This window comes from Mycobacterium shunyiense (assembly GCF_058270035.1).
In genome coordinates, this window is sequence record NZ_JBZDPT010000043.1 from 282,441 (window position 1) to 302,978 (window position 20,538).

A 20,538-nucleotide genomic window follows, 5' to 3' on the forward strand; every position below is an offset into this window, starting at 1 on the left:
CCTGAAGTCAGCATGCATCGAACGCCGACCAGACTTCCCGGCACACCTGCGGTTCACGCTAACAGGTGCGGTACGTGAGCAAATATCGACGAAGTCCGTGGCAGCGCCTCAAACCGGCGGCGAAACGCCGACCATCATGATTACGTAGGGTGTAGGCGAAGTCGATTACTCCGGGGTGCTGGTTGAGTCCATTCGATCACTATTACGCGCGTACTGCCTTGCTGGCAGCGCAGGGCAAGCGCGCCGGTATGCAGCGCCTCGTCGGGGTCACCATCGTCGGACTGAGTCTGGTGCCATTGCTGTTGCTGGTCAGTCCGATGGGGCCACGCGGCGGCCTCCAGTACGTCGCGGTGGCGGTCGGCATCGGCGGCCTGACCCTGGCGCAGTGGTGGTGGCGGCGGCAGTGGCCCAGCCGCACCCAGTCGTGGGCCGTCGTGACCCTCGGGACGGCCTGCATCGCGGCGACCTGCATCCTGCTGGTGGATCCGGTAGTCGGCCTCATGGGTTCCAGTTCGTTGAGCCTGATCACCGCCTACACCGCATTCCTGCACAGCCGCCGGGTATTGCACCTGACCTGGGTGGCCTCCGGCGCCGTGGTGGCCTTCCTCGGGGTCCGGGTGGGCCTCACCGACGTCTGGCTCGGGGCCGTCGGCACGCTGGTCGCGCTCCTGGTGATCCTTAGCACTTCGGCGCTGTGCCGGATGGCGGTCGAGCTGATCGAACCCGACCGCGTCCAGCATCCGAGCGAGATCGACCCGCTGACCGGTCTGCTCAACCGCGAGGCCTTCGACATGCACACCGCCACGATGCTCGGCTCCCACAGCCGCCACGACGACCAGTACCTGGTGGTCGTGGCCGTCGGCATCGATGACATGGCGCTGCTCAGCGACATGGACGGCAGCCACAGCACGTTGCACGCCCGCGTCGCGGTCGCCCAGGCGATCCGCGAGACCGTACGCCACAAGGTCCCGCTGGCCCACGTGTCCGACAGCGAGTTCCTGATCGCCGACGTGTTCAAGACCAACGATCCGTCACCCCTGGTGAACCGGATCCGCATGGCGCTGACCACCACGCCCATGCGGTTGACCGCCAGCATCGGCAGCGCGTGCAGCCAGCTGCGTCCGCTGACCGAACTGCCCACTCCGCAGATCGTCGACGCCCTGGTGACCCTGGCCCACACGGCGATGAATCAGTCGAAGGCCGAGGGCGGTAATCGCGCCACCTACGCCCACTTCCCCACCCCCACGATGGGCCCCGACGCCCAGGAATGAGTCGGGCCCGTTCAGCGGGTCAGCACGGCGACGCACTCCACGTGATGGGTGAGCGGGAAGGAATCGAACACCCGCAATTCCTCCACGGCGTACCCGTGCCGCAGATACAGCCCCACGTCGCGGGCGAATGACGCAGCCTCACAACCGATGTGGATGACCCTCGGCGCCTCGGTGGCGGCCAGCGCGTCGATCACCTCACGCCCGGCACCGGTGCGCGGCGGATCGAGCACCACGACATCGGGATGTCCCGACTGCGCGGACAGCGCACGCCGCACCGAATCGGTGACCACCGAGACCCAGGGCAGGTCGGCCAACGCGCTGCGCGCGGCACGCGACGCCCCCCGGGAGGTGTCGACCGTCAGTACCCGTCCGTCAGGCCCGACCTGCTCGGCCAGCGCGGCGGCGAAGACCCCGGCACCGCCGTACAGATCCCACGCCGTCATGCCCGGCTGCAGCCCGGACCGATCGGCTACCAGTCCGCTGTAGAGCGCGGCCGCGTCACGGTGGGCCTGCCAGAACGCCGTCACCGGCAGCATCCACTGCCGGTCACCGATGCGCTGCAGCGCCTCGTACTCGCCTTCGATCACGCGCGTCTGACTCTTCGCACCGGCCGCACGACCGTCTCGGCGGCCGGTCTTGGGGCCCGACTGAACGATGTGCCTGCGTCCGTCGGAATCCAGCACCGCGTGCACGTGCGCGCCGGGCGTCCAACGCATCTCTGCCAGTCCGTCGGTCAGCTCCGCCGGCAGCTGTGCGCAGTCGAGGTCGGTCACCAGCTCCGCGCTGTGGTAGCGGTGGAACCCGGCCCGGCCGTCGCCTGTCGTGTCCAGCCGTACCCGGGTGCGCCAGCCGAGTACGTCACCGGCACCCACCGGCTCGGCCGCGGGCGGCTCGTCGCTCTGCTCGTCGCCCCAGGTGTATCCGCCCAGCCGGGCCAGCTGGTTGGCCACCACCGCGCCCTTGAGCCGACGCGCCGCACCGGGCTCGGCGAATGCCAGATCGCAGCACCCGGCACCGTCGACGCCGGCGATCCGGCACAGCGACGCGACCCGGTCCGGTGACGGATCTATCACCTCGACAACCTCTGCGTGCCAATACGATCCGCGCTCGTCGAGCACCTTGACCCGTACGGTCTCGCCGGGCAGGGCATAGCGGACGAACACCACGCGGCCGTCGTGGCGGGCCACACAGCTGCCACCGTTGGCCGCCGGGCCCGTGGTCAGAGTCAGTTCCGTCATTCCAGAAAACCCCTGCGCGCGTCGCCCGGAGTGGCGCGAGGCTGCAGCGCCTTGAGCCGCTCCGACGAATTCAGTTGCCACGGAACCGAAGTCACCATCACGTTCGGCATGAACAGCAGCCGGCCCTTGAGCCGCAACGCGCTCTGGTTGTGCAGCACCTGCTCCCACCAGTGCCCCACCACATATTCGGGGATGAACACCGTCACCACCGTGCGCGGCGATTCCTTGGTAACCCGTTTGACGTAATCCAGCACCGGCCGGGTGATTTCGCGGTAGGGCGAGGCGATCACCTTCAACGGCACGCTGATGTCACTGTCTTCCCACTGGTGCACCAGGGCACGGGTCTCGGCGTCGTCGACGCTGACCGTGATCGCCTCCAGCACGTCCGGCCGCGTGGCCCGCGCATACGCCAGCGCCCGCTTGGTCGGCAGGTGCAGCTTTGACACCAGGACCACCGCGTGGTTGCGGCTCGGCAGGACGATGTCACCCTCGGCCTCGTCTTCCCTTTCGAGTTCGCGGGCGACGGTGTCGTAATGCTTGTGGATGAGTTTCATGATCACGAACAGGGCGCTCATCGCCAGGATCGCGATCCAGGCACCGGCGACGAACTTGGTGACCACGACGACCACCAGCACCGCACCGGTGGCGGTGAGCCCGACCGCGTTGATGATGCGCGACCGCATCATGTGCCGCCGCACCGCCGGGTCGGTCTCGGTGCGCAACAACCGGGTCCAGTGCCGGACCATGCCGATCTGGCTGAGGGTGAACGACACGAACACACCGACGATGTAGAGCTGGATCAGCGCGGTCACCTCGGCCCGGAAAGCCACCACGAAGGCGATCGCGGCAAGGGCGAGGAACAGGATGCCGTTCGAGAACGCCAGCCGGTCACCGCGCGTGTGCAGCTGCCGCGGCAAGAAGCGGTCCTGGGCCAGGATCGACCCGAGCACCGGAAAGCCGTTGAATGCCGTGTTGGCCGCCAAGACGAGGATCAGCGCGGTGACTCCTGCGATCAGGTACAGGCCCACCGGGAAGTCGTGGAACACCGCATCGGCGAGTTGCGCGATCAGGGTCTTCTGGTGATAGTCCGGCGGCGCACCGATCAGCTGTTCGTGCGGACGCTCGGCGATCTGCACGCCGGTCGCCTTCGACAGCAGAATGATTCCCATGAACAGCGTCACCGAGATGACCCCGAGCAGCAGCAGGGTGGTTGCCGCATTACGCGACTTGGGTTTCCGGAACGCCGGCACGCCGTTGCTGATCGCCTCGACACCGGTCAGGGCCGCCGAACCGGACGAGAACGCCCGGGCCACCAGGAACACCAGCGCGAAACCGAGGACTTCGCCATGTTCGGGGCGGATCTCGAAACCGGCGGACTCCGCGCGCAGCGGATGGTCCAGAACGTAGATCTGGAACAGACCCCAGCCCAGCATGATGTACATGCCGATCATGAACGCGTAGGTGGGAATCGCGAAGGCGGTACCCGATTCCCGCAGCCCGCGCAGGTTCATCGACGCCAGCAGCAGGATCGCCGCCACCGCGAACATCACCTTGTGTTGAGCGACGAACGGCACCGCCGAACCGATGTTCGACATCGCCGAGGACATCGACACCGCAACGGTCAGCACATAATCCACCATCAGCGCGCTGGCCACCGTGAGGCCGGCGGTCGGCCCGAGGTTCGTGGTGACGACTTCGTAGTCACCGCCACCGGACGGATAGGCGTGCACGTTCTGCCGGTAACTGGCGATCACGATCAGCATCACGGCCGCGACCGCCAGACCGATCCAGGGCGTCAGCGAGTAGGCCGTCAGCCCCGCCACCGAGAGCACCAGGAAGATTTCCTCTGGCGCATAGGCCACCGACGACAACGCATCGGAGGCGAACACCGGCAGGGCGATCCGTTTGGGCAGAAGCGTGTGAGAGAGCTTGTCGCTGCGGAACGGCCGCCCCAGTACCAACCGGCGCGTTGCCGTCGAAAGCTTGGACACGAGAGCCAAGACTAAGCCCGAACACGAAAAGTCGTCACAAAGCTGTAGCGTTCGAGTGCAACGGTTAAGCGCAACAGCGCTCCTCTGTCACCGGAAAGGACCGTCGGGTGCGTGTAGTCGTCATGGGGTGCGGCCGGGTGGGCGCGTCCCTCGCAGACAGCCTGGCCCGCATCGGCCACGAGGTCGCGGTCATCGACCGCGACACCACCGCGTTCCACCGGCTCTCGCCGGAGTTCGCCGGTGAGCGTGTGCTCGGGATGGGCTTCGACCGTGACGTGCTGCTGCGCGCCGGCATCGAGGAGGCCGGGGCGTTCGCCGCGGTGTCCTCGGGCGACAACTCCAACATCATCTCGGCGCGGGTGGCCCGTGAGACGTTCGGCGTCGAGCGCGTGGTGGCCCGTATCTACGACGCCAAGCGTGCTGCCGTCTACGAACGGCTGGGGATCCCGACGGTGGCGACCGTGCCGTGGACCACCGATCGTCTGCTCAACGTGCTCACCAGGGAGACCGAGACCACCAAGTGGCGCGATCCCTCGGGCAACGTGGGCGTGGCCGAACTTCCGCTGCACCAGGATTGGGCCGGGCACCTGGTCACCGATCTGGAGGCGGCCACGGGTGGCCGCGTGGCCTTCATGATCCGGTTCGGCAACGGCTACCTTCCCGAACCCAAGACCGTGATCCAGGCCGGCGACCAGGTGTACGCGGCCGCGGTATCCGGGCACATCGCCGAGGCGCTGGCCATCGCGGCGCTGCCGCCGAGCGAGGACTTGGAGTCGCACTGATGAAGGTTGCCATCGCCGGGGCCGGGGCCGTGGGTCGCTCCATCGCCCGCGAGTTGCTCGAGAACAACCACGATGTGACGCTGCTGGAGCGCAATCCCACCCACATCGACGTCGATGCCATCCCGGCCGCACACTGGCGGCTCGGCGATGCCTGTGAGCTCACCGTGATGGAGTCGGTCAAGCTCGAGGAATTCGACGTGGTGATCGCGGCGACCGGTGACGACAAGGTCAATGTCGTGGTCAGCCTGCTGGCCAAGACCGAGTTCGCAGTGCCGCGGGTGGTGGCCCGCGTCAACGACCCCCGGAACGAGTGGCTGTTCGACGAGAACTGGGGTGTGGACGTGGCGGTGTCGACACCGCGCATGCTCGCCTCGCTCGTCGAGGAGGCTGTCGCCGTCGGCGACCTCGTGCGCCTGATGGAGTTCCGCAAGGGGCAGGCCAACCTGGTCGAGATCACCCTGCCCGACGACACCCCGTGGGGCGGCAAGCCCGTCAAACGGCTCGAGCTGCCCCGCGACACCGCCCTGGTGACGATCCTGCGCGGCGCCAGGGTGATCGTGCCCGAATCCGACGACCCCCTCGAGGGTGGGGATGAGCTGCTGTTCGTCGCGGTCACCGAGTCCGAGGACGAGCTGCGCGAGCTGCTGCTGCGTCCGGCGCCGCGCTAGGTAGTCTCAGTCGGCGCTCTGCGTCGCATCCTGTGCGTGCACAGCGCGCTGGGCGGCCCTGATGGCCAGATACGTCACCAGCGCCGCCACGGCGGTCAGCGGCCAGCCCATCGCGATACGTGCGAAACCCAACCAGCCCGTCTGGTCGGAGTCGTACAGATACTGCTGCACCAGAAAGCGCGACCCGAACACCGCAACCCAGGTGAGGGTGGCGATGTCGAATGCCGTCACCGCCTTCCGGACGTCACGCCAGGCCCGGTCGTGGGTGTTCACCCAACCCCAGATGTAGCCGACCACCGGACGCCGGATGAGCACCGATACCCCGAACAGCACCGCGTACACCAGCGAGCTCCAGATGCCAAGCAGGAAATAGCCTTTCGACTCCCCCACCACGTAGGCGATCAGGGCACTGACACCCACGGCGAAGAATCCCGACACCGCGGGCTGAACGGATTCGCGGCGGATCAACCGCCAGATGAGGATCAGTGTCGCCACCCCGAGCGCGGCGGCAATCGCCGGCATCAGGCCGAACGCCGTGGACACCGGGACGAACACCACCACCGGCAGCGACGAATAGATCAGACCGCTGACGCCGCCCATCTGGTCCAGCACCGCACGTCCGCCGCCATGGGCAGGCGTCAACGCCGGGTCACTCTCGGGGGGTTCAGGTGCGTTGCCTGTGTCCTCTTCGGGCTGGCTCACTTCTGAATTTCGTAGCGGGGGTTGTATATCGCCTTCGCGCCGTTCTCCAGCTTGCCGACCCGGCCGTGCACCCTCAGAGTGCACCCCGACTCGATGCCCGGAATACGCCGCTGTCCCAGCCACACCAACAACACCGTGTCGGTACCGTCGAACAATTCGGCCTTGATGCCGCCGGAACACCCCTTGCCGTTACATTCCACGCTGCGCAGGGTGCCGACCATCGTCACTTCCTGGCCGCGCTGGGCGTCGATCGCTTTCAGCGCGCCGGTGTTGGCGGCCTCATCGCTGAGCTCTTCGACATCAAGCTGTTCGGGGTCTTCCGTCAGGCGTCGCGTAAGCCGGCGCAGATACCCTTCGGCCGTAGCCATGGCCTCTCCTGACCTTCTGCGGATCCACTGTGAATCCGCCCAACCAACGCCACCGTAGACCTCTTGTGCACCGAATGCCACGTGGGGTGTGGGTCGGCACGCCGACGATTTGACCGGGCAGGCACGATCGTGTGATGAGCGTCATTCTGCGCGGTGTCCCAACCGTTCTCCTGCCCGGTACCGGGTCCGACGACAACTACGTCTACCGGGCCTTTTCCGATGCGCTGCATGATGCCGGCGCGCTGGTGGTGACCCCGCCGCCGACTCCGGACCGGCTCGTCGAGGGCTACCTGCAGGCGCTGGACGACGCCGCCCGGTCGGGCCCCATCGCCGTCGGCGGAGTGTCCATCGGCGCCGTCGTGGCGGTGCGGTGGGCGTTGGACCATCCCGGCCGGGCCGTGGCGGTGCTGGCCGCCCTGCCGCCGTGGACGGGGACCTCCCAGCACGCCCCCGCCGCGCTGCTGGCCCGGCAGTCGGCGGATCTGCTGCGCCGGGACGGGCTGGCGGCCACGGTGGCCCAGATGCGGGCTTCCAGCCCGGCGTGGCTCGCCGACGAGCTGGCCCGTTCCTGGGTGGGCCAGTGGCCCACCCTGCCCGACGCGATGGAGGAAGCGGCCGGTTACCGCGCACCCGGCAGTACCGAACTCGAACAACTTCGGATACCGATGGGCGTCGCCGTCGCAACCGACGACCCGGTGCACCCTGCCGAGGTCGGCTACGAATGGGTGGCCGCTGCACCGCAGGCGGCGCTGCGCTCGGTCACACTCGAACAGATGGGGCTCGATACCGGCGTACTGGGTACCGCATGTGTGGCTGCGCTGCAGGAGGCCGCCAGCGACACCGTCGCGAGCTGAGGAGTCTCAGCCGCCGGTGATGGTGCGCAGCTGCTGCATCGCCGAGCCCTGCACACTGCGCCGGGCCACCGGCTCGGCCGGCGGCTGGTCCTGCGGCGGGGTCTGTGACGTGGCTGCGAGCTGCTGGGCCGCCTGCTGCATCGCGGCCTGTTGCGCGGCGGCCTGAAGCTGGGCGGCCATCGGCTCGGGCAGCTCCACCTGCAGTGGTGTCCGTACCGGTAAGGGTGTGTCTCCGCGACGAATCACGGTGTCAGCCAATGATGCCCGGGCCTCGTCCGCGAGCGCGTCGATGGTCTCCGGGGCTCCGTTGACCACACAGCGCACCATCCAGCGGTAGCCGTCGACGCCGATGAACCGCACCACGCCGCCATTGCCCGAGCCGACCACCTCGCGGCCCCACGGGCCGTCCTGGATGGCCACAGAGCTGGCGTCCTTGCGCAGCGACTCGGCGAGCTCACCGGCCACCTCACGCCAGAGGCCTGCGCTCTTGGGCGCGGCGTAGGCGGCGATGGTGAAACGCCCGTTGGGAGTCACCACCCATACCGCGCTGGGCGCTCCGGCCTCGTTGAGCTCAACCTGCACCTGACCGCCGTCGGGCATGGGGATCAACACCGAGCCGAGGTCGAGCCGACCCTGCACCGCGACGGCGGGGTCGTCGAAGTCTTCGACGTCGAACGGGCCCTGATCATCGGCCCAGTCGTCGCTCTGGTCCTCGTCAGTCGTTTCTGCCGCAACCGGTTGTTCGACAACCTGTGCATCAGCCGTGTCGTCTGCCGAATCGTTGTTCTTGCGTTTTCCGAATGCCATCACAAACTCGCATGTCCGCCGGAGGAACCGTGGCCGCCATCGCCACGGGAGGTGTCAGCCAGGCCCGCCTCGTCGAAGGAGGTCACCTCGACCAACTCGGGCAGTTCTACCCGCTGAACCAGCAGCTGGGCAATCCGGTCACCGCGGTTGATCACGATCGGCGTGTCCGGATCGAGGTTGATCAGCGAGACCTTGATCTCGCCGCGGTAGCCGGCGTCAACGGTGCCCGGGCTGTTGACGATCGAAAGACCCACGCGGGCAGCCAAACCCGACCGCGGGTGGATCAGGCCCACCATTCCGTGCGGGATGGCCACGGCGACGCCGGTGGGCACGAGCTCCCGTTGTCCGGGGGCCAGTTCGACATCGCGCGCGCTGTAGAGGTCTACGCCCGCGTCACCATCGTGCGCCCGGCTGGGCATCGGTAGTTCGCGGTCCAATCGGACGACCGCCAGAGAGGTGGACACGACGTCACAGATTACTCTGAGCCGCGTGTCAGACACGCGCGCAACCGCCCAAAGCGTTCACTACCGCGAACGTTTGTGGGTGCCCTGGTGGTGGTCGCTGCCTGCTGCAGTGCTGGCAGGAGTGATTGCATTCGAGATCGGGCTGGCCGCGCCGGCGATCCCGGCGTGGTTGCCGTACGTACTGCTCTTCGGCGTGGCGGCGGCAGTGCTGATGTGGTTCAGCAAGACCGAGTTGAAGGTCGTGCGCGACAGCGGGGGCGACACCGAGTTGTGGATCGGTGACGCGCACCTGCCGACGAGCGTCATCTCGCGCGCCGCGGAGGTACCGCGGTCGGCGAAGTCGGCGGCGCTGGGCCGTCAGCTCGATCCCGCCGCCTACGTGGTGCACCGGGCCTGGGTGGGCCCGATGGTCCTGGTGGTGCTCGACGATCCGGATGACCCCACCCCGTACTGGTTGATCAGTTCGAGGCATCCGGATCGTGTCCTGGCGGCGCTCCGCGGCTGAGCCGCGAATCAAGAGCCAGTGGCTGAGCCGCCGATCAGGCGGCGCAGTCCGTACAGATCATCACACCGTTCTTCTCGCTTGCCAGCCGGCTGCGGTGATGCACCAGGAAGCAGCTGGAGCAGGTGAACTCGTCGGCCTGCTTCGGGACCACCCGAACCGACAATTCCTCGCCGGACAGGTCTGCGCCCGGCAGCTCGAACGACTCGGCCGATTCTGATTCATCGACATCCACCACGGCGGACTGTGCCTCGTTGCGCCGCGCCTTGAGCTCCTCGAGCGAATCCTCGGAAACCTCGTCTGCTTCGGAACGCCGCGGAGCGTCGTAGTCGGTAGCCATCGTCTGTGTCCCCTCCCTTACCTTGCAGCAGAGCTTTGTACCAGCGTCGAACGCATTCCCCAAATGATTCGTGCCCGTATTGCCACACGTTTCAGTGTGATTTACATCACACTACCGTCTGAGCTCTGCTGCGTCAGCGAACACCGTTGCCCTTAGAGTGCATGTGTGGTCGCGCAAATCACCGATGGCACCGCCTTCGACCGACACGGTCGACCGTTCCGTCGGCGCAGTTTCGTTCCCGGCATCGTGCTGTTCGTCGCACTGGCGGTGGTGACGATGATCGTGTGGATCATCGCGCTCAACCAACCGACCGATGTGCACGTGGCCGCGGTCTGCAACAACCCGCCGCCCGCCGCTGATCCGGCGGCCCCGAAGCTGGGCGAACAGGTGGCCTTCTCGGCGATGACCGACGTCACGCCGGCCCCGTTGGCCGAGACCAGGATCCGGGTGCTCAACGCCAGCGGCCAGGGCGGGCAGGCCGGCGAGGTGGCCGGCGCACTGCGCGATCTGGGCTTCGCCCAACCCGAGGCCGCCAACGACCCGATCTACGCCAACACCCGGCTGGAATGCCAGGGCCAGATCCGGTTCGGTCCGTCCGGCCGCGCCGCTGCCGCATCGGTCTGGCTGGTGGCCCCGTGCACCGAACTCTTCCAGGACGAAAGGCCGGACGCCACAGTCGATCTGGCACTCGGCACGGAGTTCAGTGAACTCGCCAGCAACGACGACATCAGGGCCGTGCTGGCCAGCCTGCGACCCGACGCCACCGCGCCGTCGGATTCCGCGCTCCTGTCAAAGATCCATACCGCCGCCTGCTAACGCGTCGCGCAGACCGTCGGCAATGCCCGGCGCCGACGCCGCCGCGTATTCGGCGCCGGGTGTGGTCGGCAACCACACCGTCGCCCCCGCTTCGGCCGCGATCAGCGCCGCGGCGGCCCAGTCCCAGACTTGGACGTCCTCTTCGTAATAGGCGTCCAACCGGCCGGCGGCAACCATGCAGAGGTCCAGCGCGCAGGAACCGATGCGGCGCACGTCACGCACCGTGGGCAGGATGTGTGCCAGCACACCGGCCTGCCTCGCGCGCCGGTCGGGATCGTAGGAGAACCCGGTACCCACCAGCGCCATCGACAACTCGTCGACGGCGCTGCACCGCAACGGGGTACGTACGCCTGCCCGTACCACCTCAGCGCCGTGCCCGAGCGCGGCCGAGTACACCTCGCCGGCGGGCACATTCGCCACGGCTCCGGCCACCGACCGGCCGTCGAACTGCGCGGCCACCGACACCGCATAAGCCGGAATGCCGTAGACGAAGTTGACGGTGCCGTCGATCGGGTCGAGCACCCAACTGAGGCCGTCACGCCCCTCCTGCTGACCGCCCTCCTCCTCCCCCAGGATCGCCTCTGACGGCCGCAACACCGCCAACCGCTCACGCAGCCACCGTTCGGTTTCGGTGTCGACGATCGTGACGGGGTCGGTCGGGGTGCTCTTGGCTCTCACCGCTCCCGGGGCCGGTGCCCCGTCGGAGTTCGCCGCGGCACCGAACACCTCGGCACGCCGGCGCGCGACGAACTCTGCGGCTTCGGTGGCGAGTTGCTCGGCCACCGCCTTCAGGGCGGGAGCATCGAAACTGTTGTCGGTCACGGCTCTATCGCAACACCTTCCGACGGAAAAGTCGCTTCCGGGGGGATGCCGGACCGCACGCGCGGGCGTTGGCGAACAACTAGGGTGGTGGCGCGCTTGGTTTGTCCCTATCCCCTTCCGACAGCCTCCTCACCGCCTGTCCCTCAAAGGAGCACCCATGACCGCACCCGACGCACCCGCGGCAGATCCGGTTTCCTCCGAAGCGACCCAACGCCGCGGATTCGGCGTCGACGTCGGCGGCAGCGGGATCAAGGGCGGCATCGTCGACCTCGACACCGGACAACTCGTCGGCGAGCGGTTCAAGCTCGACACGCCGCAGCCGTCCACCCCGGAATCGGTGGCGAAGACGGTGGCTGCGGTGGTGGCCGAGTTCGGCTGGACCGGCAAGGTGGGCGTCACCTACCCGGGGGTGGTCACCGAAGGCATCGTGCGCACCGCGGCCAATGTCGACAAGGGCTGGATCGGCGTCAACGCCTCCGAGGTGATCAGCGCCGCGCTCGGCGGACTGCCGGTGCGCGTACTCAACGACGCCGACGCCGCCGGCCTGGCCGAGGAACACTACGGGGCGGGCAAGGACAACTCCGGTGTCGTGGTGCTCCTGACCTTCGGCACCGGCATCGGCTCGGCGGTGATCCACAACGGGGTGTTGTTGCCCAACACCGAGTTTGGCCACCTACAGGTCGACGGCAAGGAAGCCGAGCACCGCGCCGCGTCGTCGGTCAAGGAGCGCAAGGATTGGAGTTACGCGCGCTGGAGCGAAGAGGTGAACAAGGTTCTGGTGACGATCGAGAACGCGATCTGGCCGGACCTGTTCATCGCCGGCGGCGGCATCAGCCGCAAGTCGGACAAGTGGCTACCACTGCTGAAGATCCGCACCCCGATCGTGCCCGCGGCGCTGCTCAACACCGCAGGCATCGTGGGGGCGGCCATGGCCAGTCAGGTACCGGGGGCCACCGACCCGCAAGCTACCAATCGGTAACTTTGCCGGGTTGGGTCGGTCATGTGTCGAAATTTGCCGCTCGGCACGGTGAACTCCCACACTGTCGTTACAATGGTCCTCGGCGGCCGCCTACCGAATAGCGGTGAATATCCCAGCCGATAGAACGCCAACATTCGATAGCAGACGCTTTCGGTGGACTATGCCCATACCCACCGAGAATTTCGCGAGACCGAAAGGGTGTACGTGGCAGCGACAAAAGCAAGCCCGGCGACCGACGAGCCGGTGAAGCGCACCGCTACCAAGACTCCCGCCAAGAAGGCCCCGGCCAAGCGGGCAGCCAAGAGCACTGCAGCCAAGGCCGAGGGCGGCACCGCCACCAAGCGCGCTCCCGCCAAGAAGGCGCCCGCCAAGAAGGCCGCCAAGGCCGCGGCGGGCAAGCCCGAGGACCTCAACGACGATCTGGAGACCACCGACGACCTGGAGGCAGGTCCGGGCGAGGATCTCGACGTCGAGGACACCGACCTCGAGCTCGACGACGATCTCGGTAGTGACGACGACGTCGAGGAGTCGGGCGACGACGAGGACGACGAGGACGAGGCCGAGGAGGGCAAGGACGCCAAGGCTGCCGCGCCGGCTGCGGGAAAGGCGGCCAAGTCCGACGAGGAGCATCCCGAGCCGTCCGAGAAGGACAAGGCCTCCGGAGACTTCGTCTGGGACGAGGAAGAGTCCGAGGCACTGCGGCAGGCACGTAAAGACGCCGAGCTGACGGCCTCGGCCGACTCGGTCCGCGCCTACCTCAAGCAGATCGGCAAGGTCGCGCTGCTCAACGCCGAGGAAGAGGTCGAGCTCGCCAAGCGCATCGAGGCCGGGCTGTTCGCCACCCAGAAGATGGCCGAGTTCGTCGAGAAGGGCGAGAAGCTCACCACTCAGGTCCGGCGCGACTACCAGTGGATCTGCCGTGACGGCGACCGCGCGAAAAACCATCTGCTGGAAGCCAACCTGCGTCTGGTGGTCTCGCTGGCCAAGCGCTACACCGGCCGCGGCATGGCGTTCCTGGACCTGATCCAGGAAGGCAACCTCGGTCTGATCCGCGCGGTCGAGAAGTTCGACTACACCAAGGGTTACAAGTTCTCGACGTACGCCACCTGGTGGATCCGTCAGGCCATCACCCGCGCCATGGCCGACCAGGCCCGCACCATCCGTATTCCGGTGCACATGGTCGAGGTGATCAACAAGCTCGGCCGTATCCAGCGCGAGCTGCTGCAGGACCTGGGCCGCGAGCCCACGCCCGAAGAGCTGGCCAAGGAAATGGACATCACGCCGGAGAAGGTGCTGGAGATCCAGCAGTACGCGCGTGAACCCATCTCGCTGGACCAGACCATCGGCGACGAGGGTGACAGCCAGCTCGGTGACTTCATCGAGGACTCCGAGGCCGTCGTGGCCGTCGATGCCGTGTCGTTCACGCTGCTTCAGGATCAGCTGCAGTCGGTGCTGGAGACGCTGTCCGAGCGCGAGGCGGGCGTGGTCCGGTTGCGGTTCGGCCTCACCGACGGTCAACCCCGCACGCTCGACGAGATCGGCCAGGTCTACGGCGTCACGCGTGAGCGCATCCGCCAGATCGAGTCCAAGACCATGAGCAAGCTGCGCCACCCCAGCCGCTCGCAGGTGCTGCGCGACTACCTGGACTAGTTCCGCGTCGAGTAGCCGACAGACAACGAAATCGGCCCCCTCCGTTCGACGGAGGGGGCCGATTTCTTACTTGCCGTCCGAAGGCTTTTCGGACGCGGCGCCGCCGCGCGAAGCGCTTGCCGCGCCGACACTCTCGGACACCTTCTTCGCAGCGTCCTTGATGCCGGCGACCGACGACTTCACCGTCGACCTCAGCTGACCGGCGACATCGGAAACGCCGGTGCGAGCCTGCTCGCCGGCGCGCTTGGTATCGGCGAAGTTCTTTCCGGGCCTGACCAGGTTGCCGCTGGGCAGATCCGTTGCACCCTTGCCGCGCACCGAGGCCGTCACCTTCTCGGCCACACTGCTGTGGTCGGACCCGGCCGAAGCCTGCGCTTCCTTCGGGTCGGACACGGCAGCGTTGAGCGGCTTCAGCATGTCGGTGGCCGAACCGATATTCGGGACAGCGCCCTTGACCGTGTCGGACACCTTGTCGGTGAGCTCAGATACCGGTTCCGGATCCGGGGTGCTCACCTTGCCGATGGCCTTGTCGACCCGCTTGATGACCTCGGCGTTGATCGCACGGCTGAACTTGGCCACCGAGAACGAGGCATCGGCCATACTGCGATTGATCGCCGTCGCCACCTTGATCACGTCACCGGTGGCCAAGGAGTCCGTCACCTGTTTCATGGCGGCTTCGAGCTGGCGGGTCAGCGTCCGCATCTGCAGCCCGACCTCGTGCGCCAGTGTCGGCTCGGGGCTGAACCGCTGGCCGTTCCAGTCCACGAGGGTCCAGCCGTCCTCGGGGTTTCCTTCGATGACGACGTAGTCGGTGTTGCCCAGCGCATGCTGGCTCAGCAGCATGCCCTTCTCCGCCAAGGTGAGGTTCTTGGCGTTCATCATGGTCCAGAACATGATGGTGCCGCCGTGCGAGAACACGACGACGTTGCGGTCGCCCTTGTCGTACATGGTCTTCAACGCGCCGTCGACGCGCGCGTCGAACTCGTTGCCGTCGATCGAACCCGGGATTCGGGCGCCGAGCTGACCGGCGAACGCCCACGCGATCGGCGCCTTGAGGTAGCCGTCCAGCGCCCCGCTCTCGGGCGTGCCCTCGTAGTCGCCGGCCTCGATCTCCTGTAGGCCGGGCAGCACCTGGATCGGCAGACCCAGATACGCCGACATCGGTTCTGCGGTCTGCTGGGTGCGGATCATCTGCGACGCATAGATCGCGTCGTAGTTGTTGTCCCCCAGCCGGTCGGCGACCGCCTGAGCCTGCTCACGTCCGAGCGGGGTGAGCGACGGCCCCGGCGTCGAGGTGTCGATGTTGCCCGACGTGTTGCCTGCGGACTGGCCGTGACGCACGAAAGTGACCCGCATGTTGTCGGCCGCCCAGGCGGGCAGCACGGACATCACGAAAAAGCCGAAGGCAGTCAGCACGATGCCAAGGCCTCTCCATGTCGTTCTCGAACGACGACGCACAGCAGGTGCGGCGCCGTTGCCGAGCTTGCTCGGTCGGACCATTTCCCCTCCATCTATTTGGTTGTCGAGCACGTCGTGGTGACAGCTCGGATCTGCCCGGACGAATACGACTCCCCCACCGGGGATTTCGACGGGAGGCAACCGATTTCTGGGTGTCGACCACCTCACTGCACCGGGCCATGTGATCGTGCGCACTCACCACGCGTCCGGGCGCGGCAGTCTCGCTCAGCGGTACAGAATCTTGGGCCGTGTGGTACAGCGCGGGTCCAGCCCGCAGTCGTTCAGACCGCAATCGCGCTGGGCAAGAGCCGGATTCCATGTGTCTCACTGCGCGGTACACCGCAGCCGGAGACAGGACCGATGTGGTGTCGTGAAGCACAGGAGGGGCGATATGAAAGTCGATCCGGAGATCGCGGCGCTACTACCCGTGCTGAATACCGGCTTCCCGGCTGTCGAGGCGATGAGCGGGGCCGAGGCCAGGGCCGCCGTGCGGTCCCGGTACCGACCTCCGCTGCAGCCGCGGCCGATCGGAGCGATCGAGGAGCGGAAGTTACCGGGCCCTGCGGGCGACATCCCCGTCCGGATCTATTGGCCGGCAGCGTCTTCCGGCGCCCTGGCACCAATCGTGGTGTTCGCGCACGGCGGCGGGTTCGTGTTCTGCGACCTCGACACCCACGACGACCTGTGCCGATCGCTGGCCAACGGCATCGGCGCGGTGGTGGTGTCCGTCGACTACCGTCTGGCGCCCGAGGCGCGGTGGCCGGCAGCGGCCGAGGACGTGTACGCCGTGCTGTGCTGGGTCGCGCGCCGTGGCGACGAACTCGGCGGTGACGCGACGAAGCTCGTCGTCGCGGGCGACAGTGCCGGCGGCAATCTCGCCGCCGTGACCACGATCCTCGCCCGTGACCGCGGCGGGCCGGTCATCGCGGGTCAGGCACTGCTGTATCCGGTCATCGCAGCGGACTTCGACACCGCGTCGTACCGGAGATTCGCCACCGGGTTCTACAACACCCGGGCCGCCATGGCGTGGTACTGGGATCAGTACGTTCCCGACACCGGGGACCGAGCCCATCCGCATGCCGCACCACTGCACGCGGACCTGCGCGGACTGCCGCCTGCGGTGGTCGTCACCGCGGGCTTCGACCCGTTGCATTCCGAAGGTGAAAGTTACGCGGAAGCGCTTGCCGCCCAGGGTATCCCGGTGGTGTACCGCGACTACGCCGGCGCCATCCACGGGTTCATGACCATGCCGTCACTGACGTTGGCCGGCCAGGCCGGCCGGCAGGTGTGCGAGGACATCCGCGCCGTGGTGGACGCCTGAGCCAACGCAGCGGCGCCTATCCGGTCAGATCCTGGTGGATGTCAAAGCCCTTGTAGCCGGCGGCAGCGACATCGGCGATGATCTCGCCGTACACGCCGAAACCTCCGACGAACGGCATGAACACCCGCGGCTTGCCGGGAATGTTCGCCCCGAGGTACCACGAATTCGCCTGCGGCATGAGAGTTCCTGCGGCACGTCGGGTGCATTCGGCCACCCACTCGGCAGCGGCGTCTTCACGGGCCTCGATCGCCGGGGCTCCATGTGCGTCGAGGTAGGCGATCGCATCGGCCACCCAGTTCAGGTGCAGCTCCGAATGCAGCACCATGTTGGCCAGCACCGAGGGTGCACCCGGACCGGCGATGTTGAAGACGTTCGGGAAGCCCGGGACACCCAGGCCCAGGTAAGTCGCGGGCCCCTCGGCCCACGCCTCGTTGAGGGTTCGCCCGCCCCGGCCGACCACGTTCAGTTTCTGGACCGAGCCGGTCATCGCGTCGAATCCGGTGGCCAGCACCAACGCATCCACGTCGTAATGCGCATCGGTGGTGTCGATACCCGACGGGTCGATCCGCTCGATCGGCGTCGCCCGCAGGTTCACCAACGAGACATTGTCCCGGTTGAAGGTCTGGAAATAGTTGTCGTCGGTGCAGATTCGCTTCGCACCGATCGGATGATCCTTCGGAATCAACACGTCGGCCACCGCCGGATCGTCGATCACGGAGCGGACCTTTCGCTCCCAGAACAGCCGCGCGGTGTCGTTGGCCTCGATGGTGACCAACTGGTCCGGGAAGGCCTTGGAGAACAACACTCCGCCCAGTTCCCAGCGCCGCTCGTAGGTCTGCTGCAGTTCCTCGGCAGAGACCTCCAGAGCGGACTTGGGATGGGGCTGGTGCGGCGAGCCCCCGCCACTGAGCATCGAGAGCCTGCGACGTTCGGCGTACCCGGCCTTCTGCGTGGCCCGCGTCTCATCGTCGAGGGGAATGTTGCCGGCAGGCACGCTGTAGTTCGGGGTGCGCTGAAAGACGATGAGCTGTTCGGCTTGCCGGGCGATGCACGGAATCGCCTGGATACCGGAGGATCCGGTACCGATCACACCGACCCGCTTGCCGGTGAAGTCAACGCCTTCGTGCGGCCAGTGCGCGGTGTGATAGACCTCGCCCGCGAACGATTCGAGACCATCGATCGCGGGGATGTTCGCGTTGGACAGCGGTCCGACCGCCAGGATGCAGAAGCGCGCGGAAACCACGTCGCCGCGGTCGGTGCGGACCTCCCAGCGCAACGCCTTCTCGTCGAGCACCATGTCGGTCACCCTGGTCCCGAACGAGATGTCGCGCCGCAAGTCGAACCGGTCGGCCACATGGTTGAGGTAGGCCAGGATCTCCGGTTGGGTCGCGTACTTCTCGGTCCAGTTCCACTCCTGTTCGAGATCCTTGTCGAACGAGTAGGAGTAGTCGACGCTTTCGACGTCACACCGAGCGCCCGGATAACGGTTCCAGTACCAGACCCCGCCCACACCGTCGGCGGCCTCGAACACCCGGACCGAAAGGCCTTGCTGCCGAAAGCGATGCAGCGCGTACAGCCCGGCGAAGCCGGCTCCCACCACGACGACATCCACCGCAGCAGGTGTTTTCTCGGCGGTACCCGACGGAGCTGACTGCGCTGTCACAATCGTTGCCTTTCGCTTCACTGTTCGCCTGCGTCACGGTACGAACGACCGTGTGCGCTGGACAGCAGGTGTCTCACTCACCGGTACGACTCCCGCTGGGTGAGACTCACGCCCGAACGACAGCCACCGCGGTTATCGTGGCGGTCACCCTGCGGCCACGGTGTGGCCGCATCGACGCTGGATCCAGCTCAGTTTCACCTTGAAAGGAAGTTGTTGGGATGCAAGCAAATTCGGATGGCTTGTCGGATGTCGTAGCGATCGTCACCGGCGGTGCGCGGGGCCTCGGAGCGTCCTTCGCCCGGCAGATCGTCACGCGCGGGGGCAAGGTGGTGATTTCGGACGTACTCGACGACGACGGCGCCGCACTGGCCGCAGACCTGGGCGGCAACGCGCGCTACATCCATCTCGACGTGATCGATGCCGCGCAGTGGCAGTCCGCGGTGGAGCTTGCCCTATCCGAGTTCGGCAAACTGAACGGCCTGGTCAACAATGCCGGCATCTCGACCGGCCAGTTCATCGAACATGAACCGCTCGACCATTTCCGCACCGTGCTCGAGGTGAACCTGGTCGGAATCTTCAACGGCCTGCAGTCCGTCATCGCTCCGATGCGCGCCGCCGGCGGCGGCTCCATCGTCAACATCTCCTCGGCCGCAGGCCTGATGGGCCTGGCACTGACGGCCGGCTACGGCGCCTCGAAATGGGGTGTGCGCGGCCTGAGCAAGATCGCCGCCGTGGAACTCGGCACCGACCGGATCCGGGTGAACTCGGTGCATCCCGGCATGACGTATACACCGATGACCGCTCAGGTCGGCATCACCCCGGGCGAGGGCAACTACCCCAACACACCGATGGGCCGCGTGGGCGAGGCCGATGAGATCTCCGGCGCCGTCTGCTATCTGTTGTCCAGCGCCTCCAGCTACGTCACCGGTGCCGAGATCGCCGTCGACGGTGGCTGGACCGCCGGACCGACCGTGAAATACGTGATGGGACAGTGACGATCATGAAGCGACTTGAGGGACGCCGGATCCTGGTGACCGGTGCAGGATCGGGAATCGGACAGGCCACCGCGCTGCGGCTGCTCGACGAGGGCGCCGCGGTGGTGGGTGCCGACATCTCCGGCGACGGCCTGGACACCACCCGGCAGAGCGCACAGCAGGCCGGCACCGCCGACCGGTTCACCGTGCTGACGATGGACATCGGCGACGAGGCGTCGGTGGTCGACGGCGTGCGCACCGCGGTCGAGGCTCTGGGCGGCCTCGACTCGGTCGTCAACGCCGCCGGGATGCTACGCGCGGTACACACCCACGAGATGACGCTGGCGGCCTGGAATCAGATCATCGGTGTCAACCTCACCGGCACCTTCCTGGTGATCCGAGAGGCACTGCCTGCGCTGTTGGAGAACCCGCAGAGCGTGATCGTAAACTTCAGTTCCACCTCGGCAGTCTTCGCCCACCCCTATATGGCGGCCTACGCGGCCAGCAAGGGCGGCATCCAGGCGATGACGCATGCGCTCGCGCTGGAGTACGGCAAGCAGGGCCTGCGGGCGGTCAGTGTGGCACCGGGCAGCATCAAGTCCGGAATCACCGATGCCACACCGGGACTCGTTCCGGCCGACAGCGACTGGTCGTTGTTCGCGAAACTGTCGCCGATCATGCCGACCACCCTGGCCTCCGGTGGTGCCGGCATGGGTGATCCGTCCGCGGTCGCCGGGGTGATCGCCATGCTGGTGTCCGACGACGGCGCGTTCATCAGCGGCACCGAGATCCGCATCGACGGCGGCACCCACGCCTGACCCGGGCAACGAAAATGGTGGGCGGCGCTGATCTTTTTGCCGTCCAGCAT

General features: G+C 67.0%; 21 protein-coding genes. 11 read left to right on the forward strand and 10 right to left on the reverse strand.

Annotated elements, in window-relative coordinates:
* The first annotated feature begins 182 nt into the window (after positions 1 to 182).
* Complete coding sequence (locus tag AC4ELS_RS24605; RefSeq protein WP_064879187.1) at positions 183 to 1,271, forward strand: GGDEF domain-containing protein; 1,089 nt, start codon at positions 183 to 185, stop codon at positions 1,269 to 1,271.
* A gap of 11 nt (positions 1,272 to 1,282) precedes the next feature.
* Here the strand turns inward: AC4ELS_RS24605 and AC4ELS_RS24610 are convergent, their stop codons facing one another.
* Both AC4ELS_RS24610 and AC4ELS_RS24615 read right to left on the reverse strand, forming a co-directional pair.
* Positions 1,283 to 2,509: a class I SAM-dependent RNA methyltransferase gene (locus AC4ELS_RS24610; protein WP_448448522.1), complete on the reverse strand. Its 1,227-nt coding sequence runs from the start codon at positions 2,507 to 2,509 to the stop codon at positions 1,283 to 1,285.
* A complete protein-coding gene (locus AC4ELS_RS24615) occupies positions 2,506 to 4,500 on the reverse strand; it encodes an APC family permease (protein ID WP_064960235.1) in 1,995 nt (664 codons plus the stop codon). The genes AC4ELS_RS24610 and AC4ELS_RS24615 overlap by 4 nt, the downstream gene beginning before the upstream one ends.
* 107 nt (positions 4,501 to 4,607) lie before the next feature.
* Here AC4ELS_RS24615 and AC4ELS_RS24620 point away from each other — a divergent pair, with 107 nt between their 5' ends.
* Positions 4,608 to 5,282 carry a potassium channel family protein gene (locus AC4ELS_RS24620; RefSeq protein WP_088303980.1) on the forward strand — a complete coding sequence of 225 codons (675 nt, stop codon included), beginning with the start codon at positions 4,608 to 4,610 and terminating at the stop codon, positions 5,280 to 5,282.
* Complete coding sequence (locus AC4ELS_RS24625) at positions 5,282 to 5,950, forward strand: potassium channel family protein (protein WP_055113307.1); 669 nt, start codon at positions 5,282 to 5,284, stop codon at positions 5,948 to 5,950. The genes AC4ELS_RS24620 and AC4ELS_RS24625 overlap by 1 nt, the downstream gene beginning before the upstream one ends.
* A 6-nt stretch (positions 5,951 to 5,956) precedes the next feature.
* Here the strand turns inward: AC4ELS_RS24625 and AC4ELS_RS24630 are convergent, their stop codons facing one another.
* Together AC4ELS_RS24630 and AC4ELS_RS24635 are read right to left on the reverse strand one after the other, a co-directional pair.
* Positions 5,957 to 6,652 (reverse strand): DUF3159 domain-containing protein, encoded by a 696-nt coding sequence (locus tag AC4ELS_RS24630; protein ID WP_499049655.1) that lies wholly within the window; start codon positions 6,650 to 6,652, stop codon positions 5,957 to 5,959.
* A complete protein-coding gene (locus AC4ELS_RS24635; protein WP_036444904.1) occupies positions 6,649 to 7,020 on the reverse strand; it encodes an OB-fold nucleic acid binding domain-containing protein in 372 nt (123 codons plus the stop codon). Before AC4ELS_RS24635 ends, AC4ELS_RS24630 begins: the two co-directional genes overlap by 4 nt.
* 134 nt (positions 7,021 to 7,154) lie before the next feature.
* Here AC4ELS_RS24635 and AC4ELS_RS24640 point away from each other — a divergent pair, with 134 nt between their 5' ends.
* On the forward strand, positions 7,155 to 7,874 hold the full coding sequence (locus AC4ELS_RS24640) for an alpha/beta fold hydrolase (RefSeq protein WP_064960233.1): 720 nt from the start codon (positions 7,155 to 7,157) through the stop codon (positions 7,872 to 7,874).
* A gap of 6 nt (positions 7,875 to 7,880) precedes the next feature.
* Here AC4ELS_RS24640 and AC4ELS_RS24645 read toward each other — a convergent pair whose 3' ends face one another.
* Both AC4ELS_RS24645 and dut read right to left on the reverse strand, forming a co-directional pair.
* Positions 7,881 to 8,684, reverse strand: a complete 804-nt coding sequence (locus AC4ELS_RS24645) for a DUF3710 domain-containing protein (RefSeq protein WP_110777472.1) — start codon at positions 8,682 to 8,684, stop codon at positions 7,881 to 7,883.
* Positions 8,681 to 9,145: a dUTP diphosphatase gene (gene dut / locus AC4ELS_RS24650; RefSeq protein ID WP_064884473.1), complete on the reverse strand. Its 465-nt coding sequence runs from the start codon at positions 9,143 to 9,145 to the stop codon at positions 8,681 to 8,683. The genes AC4ELS_RS24645 and dut overlap by 4 nt, the downstream gene beginning before the upstream one ends.
* A gap of 25 nt (positions 9,146 to 9,170) precedes the next feature.
* Between dut and AC4ELS_RS24655 the strand changes: the two genes are divergently transcribed.
* Entirely contained in the window at positions 9,171 to 9,650 is a 480-nt protein-coding gene (locus tag AC4ELS_RS24655; RefSeq protein ID WP_064884471.1) for a DUF3093 domain-containing protein, read from the forward strand.
* Between the two features lie 34 nt (positions 9,651 to 9,684).
* Here the strand turns inward: AC4ELS_RS24655 and AC4ELS_RS24660 are convergent, their stop codons facing one another.
* Complete coding sequence (locus tag AC4ELS_RS24660; RefSeq protein WP_019344626.1) at positions 9,685 to 9,987, reverse strand: DUF4193 domain-containing protein; 303 nt, start codon at positions 9,985 to 9,987, stop codon at positions 9,685 to 9,687.
* Positions 9,988 to 10,152: 165 nt separating this feature from the next.
* On the opposite strand from AC4ELS_RS24660, the gene cei reads away from it, so the two are divergent.
* Entirely contained in the window at positions 10,153 to 10,803 is a 651-nt protein-coding gene (cei, locus tag AC4ELS_RS24665) for an envelope integrity protein Cei (protein WP_064884469.1), read from the forward strand.
* On the opposite strand, the gene AC4ELS_RS24670 is transcribed toward cei, so the two are convergent.
* On the reverse strand, positions 10,777 to 11,625 hold the full coding sequence (locus AC4ELS_RS24670) for an inositol monophosphatase family protein (RefSeq protein WP_064960229.1): 849 nt from the start codon (positions 11,623 to 11,625) through the stop codon (positions 10,777 to 10,779). The two genes, cei and AC4ELS_RS24670, sit on opposite strands and share 27 nt — an antisense overlap.
* 157 nt (positions 11,626 to 11,782) lie before the next feature.
* On the opposite strand from AC4ELS_RS24670, the gene ppgK reads away from it, so the two are divergent.
* Together ppgK and AC4ELS_RS24680 are read left to right on the forward strand one after the other, a co-directional pair.
* Positions 11,783 to 12,604: a polyphosphate--glucose phosphotransferase gene (gene ppgK / locus AC4ELS_RS24675; protein ID WP_064960228.1), complete on the forward strand. Its 822-nt coding sequence runs from the start codon at positions 11,783 to 11,785 to the stop codon at positions 12,602 to 12,604.
* Positions 12,605 to 12,808: 204 nt separating this feature from the next.
* The gene (locus AC4ELS_RS24680) at positions 12,809 to 14,254 is read left to right on the forward strand and encodes an RNA polymerase sigma factor (protein ID WP_498884418.1); all 1,446 of its coding nucleotides are present in this window, start codon (positions 12,809 to 12,811) and stop codon (positions 14,252 to 14,254) included.
* A gap of 66 nt (positions 14,255 to 14,320) precedes the next feature.
* On the opposite strand, the gene AC4ELS_RS24685 is transcribed toward AC4ELS_RS24680, so the two are convergent.
* On the reverse strand, positions 14,321 to 15,754 hold the full coding sequence (locus tag AC4ELS_RS24685; RefSeq protein WP_499049657.1) for a histidine phosphatase family protein: 1,434 nt from the start codon (positions 15,752 to 15,754) through the stop codon (positions 14,321 to 14,323).
* A 349-nt stretch (positions 15,755 to 16,103) separates the two neighbouring features.
* Between AC4ELS_RS24685 and lipP1 the strand changes: the two genes are divergently transcribed.
* Complete coding sequence (lipP1, locus tag AC4ELS_RS24690; RefSeq protein WP_499049659.1) at positions 16,104 to 17,033, forward strand: LipP1 family hormone-sensitive lipase; 930 nt, start codon at positions 16,104 to 16,106, stop codon at positions 17,031 to 17,033.
* A 16-nt stretch (positions 17,034 to 17,049) separates the two neighbouring features.
* Here lipP1 and AC4ELS_RS24695 read toward each other — a convergent pair whose 3' ends face one another.
* Complete coding sequence (locus AC4ELS_RS24695; RefSeq protein ID WP_448448526.1) at positions 17,050 to 18,696, reverse strand: flavin-containing monooxygenase; 1,647 nt, start codon at positions 18,694 to 18,696, stop codon at positions 17,050 to 17,052.
* A 218-nt stretch (positions 18,697 to 18,914) separates the two neighbouring features.
* Between AC4ELS_RS24695 and AC4ELS_RS24700 the strand changes: the two genes are divergently transcribed.
* Positions 18,915 to 19,691 (forward strand): SDR family oxidoreductase, encoded by a 777-nt coding sequence (locus AC4ELS_RS24700; RefSeq protein WP_499049661.1) that lies wholly within the window; start codon positions 18,915 to 18,917, stop codon positions 19,689 to 19,691.
* A gap of 5 nt (positions 19,692 to 19,696) precedes the next feature.
* Positions 19,697 to 20,488: an SDR family NAD(P)-dependent oxidoreductase gene (locus AC4ELS_RS24705; protein ID WP_448448528.1), complete on the forward strand. Its 792-nt coding sequence runs from the start codon at positions 19,697 to 19,699 to the stop codon at positions 20,486 to 20,488.
* The last annotated feature ends 50 nt before the right edge of the window (positions 20,489 to 20,538 follow it).

Coding starts and splice junctions, on each gene's coding strand:
- AC4ELS_RS24610 (WP_448448522.1), bottom strand. CDS start 2,509: ATGACGGAACTGACTCTGACCACGGGCCCGGCGGCCAACGGTGGCAGC.
- AC4ELS_RS24685 (WP_499049657.1), bottom strand. CDS start 15,754: ATGGTCCGACCGAGCAAGCTCGGCAACGGCGCCGCACCTGCTGTGCGT.
- AC4ELS_RS24700 (WP_499049661.1), top strand. CDS start 18,915: ATGCAAGCAAATTCGGATGGCTTGTCGGATGTCGTAGCGATCGTCACC.
- AC4ELS_RS24625 (WP_055113307.1), top strand. CDS start 5,282: ATGAAGGTTGCCATCGCCGGGGCCGGGGCCGTGGGTCGCTCCATCGCC.
- ppgK (WP_064960228.1), top strand. CDS start 11,783: ATGACCGCACCCGACGCACCCGCGGCAGATCCGGTTTCCTCCGAAGCG.
- lipP1 (WP_499049659.1), top strand. CDS start 16,104: ATGAAAGTCGATCCGGAGATCGCGGCGCTACTACCCGTGCTGAATACC.
- AC4ELS_RS24660 (WP_019344626.1), bottom strand. CDS start 9,987: ATGGCTACCGACTACGACGCTCCGCGGCGTTCCGAAGCAGACGAGGTT.
- AC4ELS_RS24705 (WP_448448528.1), top strand. CDS start 19,697: ATGAAGCGACTTGAGGGACGCCGGATCCTGGTGACCGGTGCAGGATCG.
- AC4ELS_RS24635 (WP_036444904.1), bottom strand. CDS start 7,020: ATGGCTACGGCCGAAGGGTATCTGCGCCGGCTTACGCGACGCCTGACG.
- AC4ELS_RS24640 (WP_064960233.1), top strand. CDS start 7,155: ATGAGCGTCATTCTGCGCGGTGTCCCAACCGTTCTCCTGCCCGGTACC.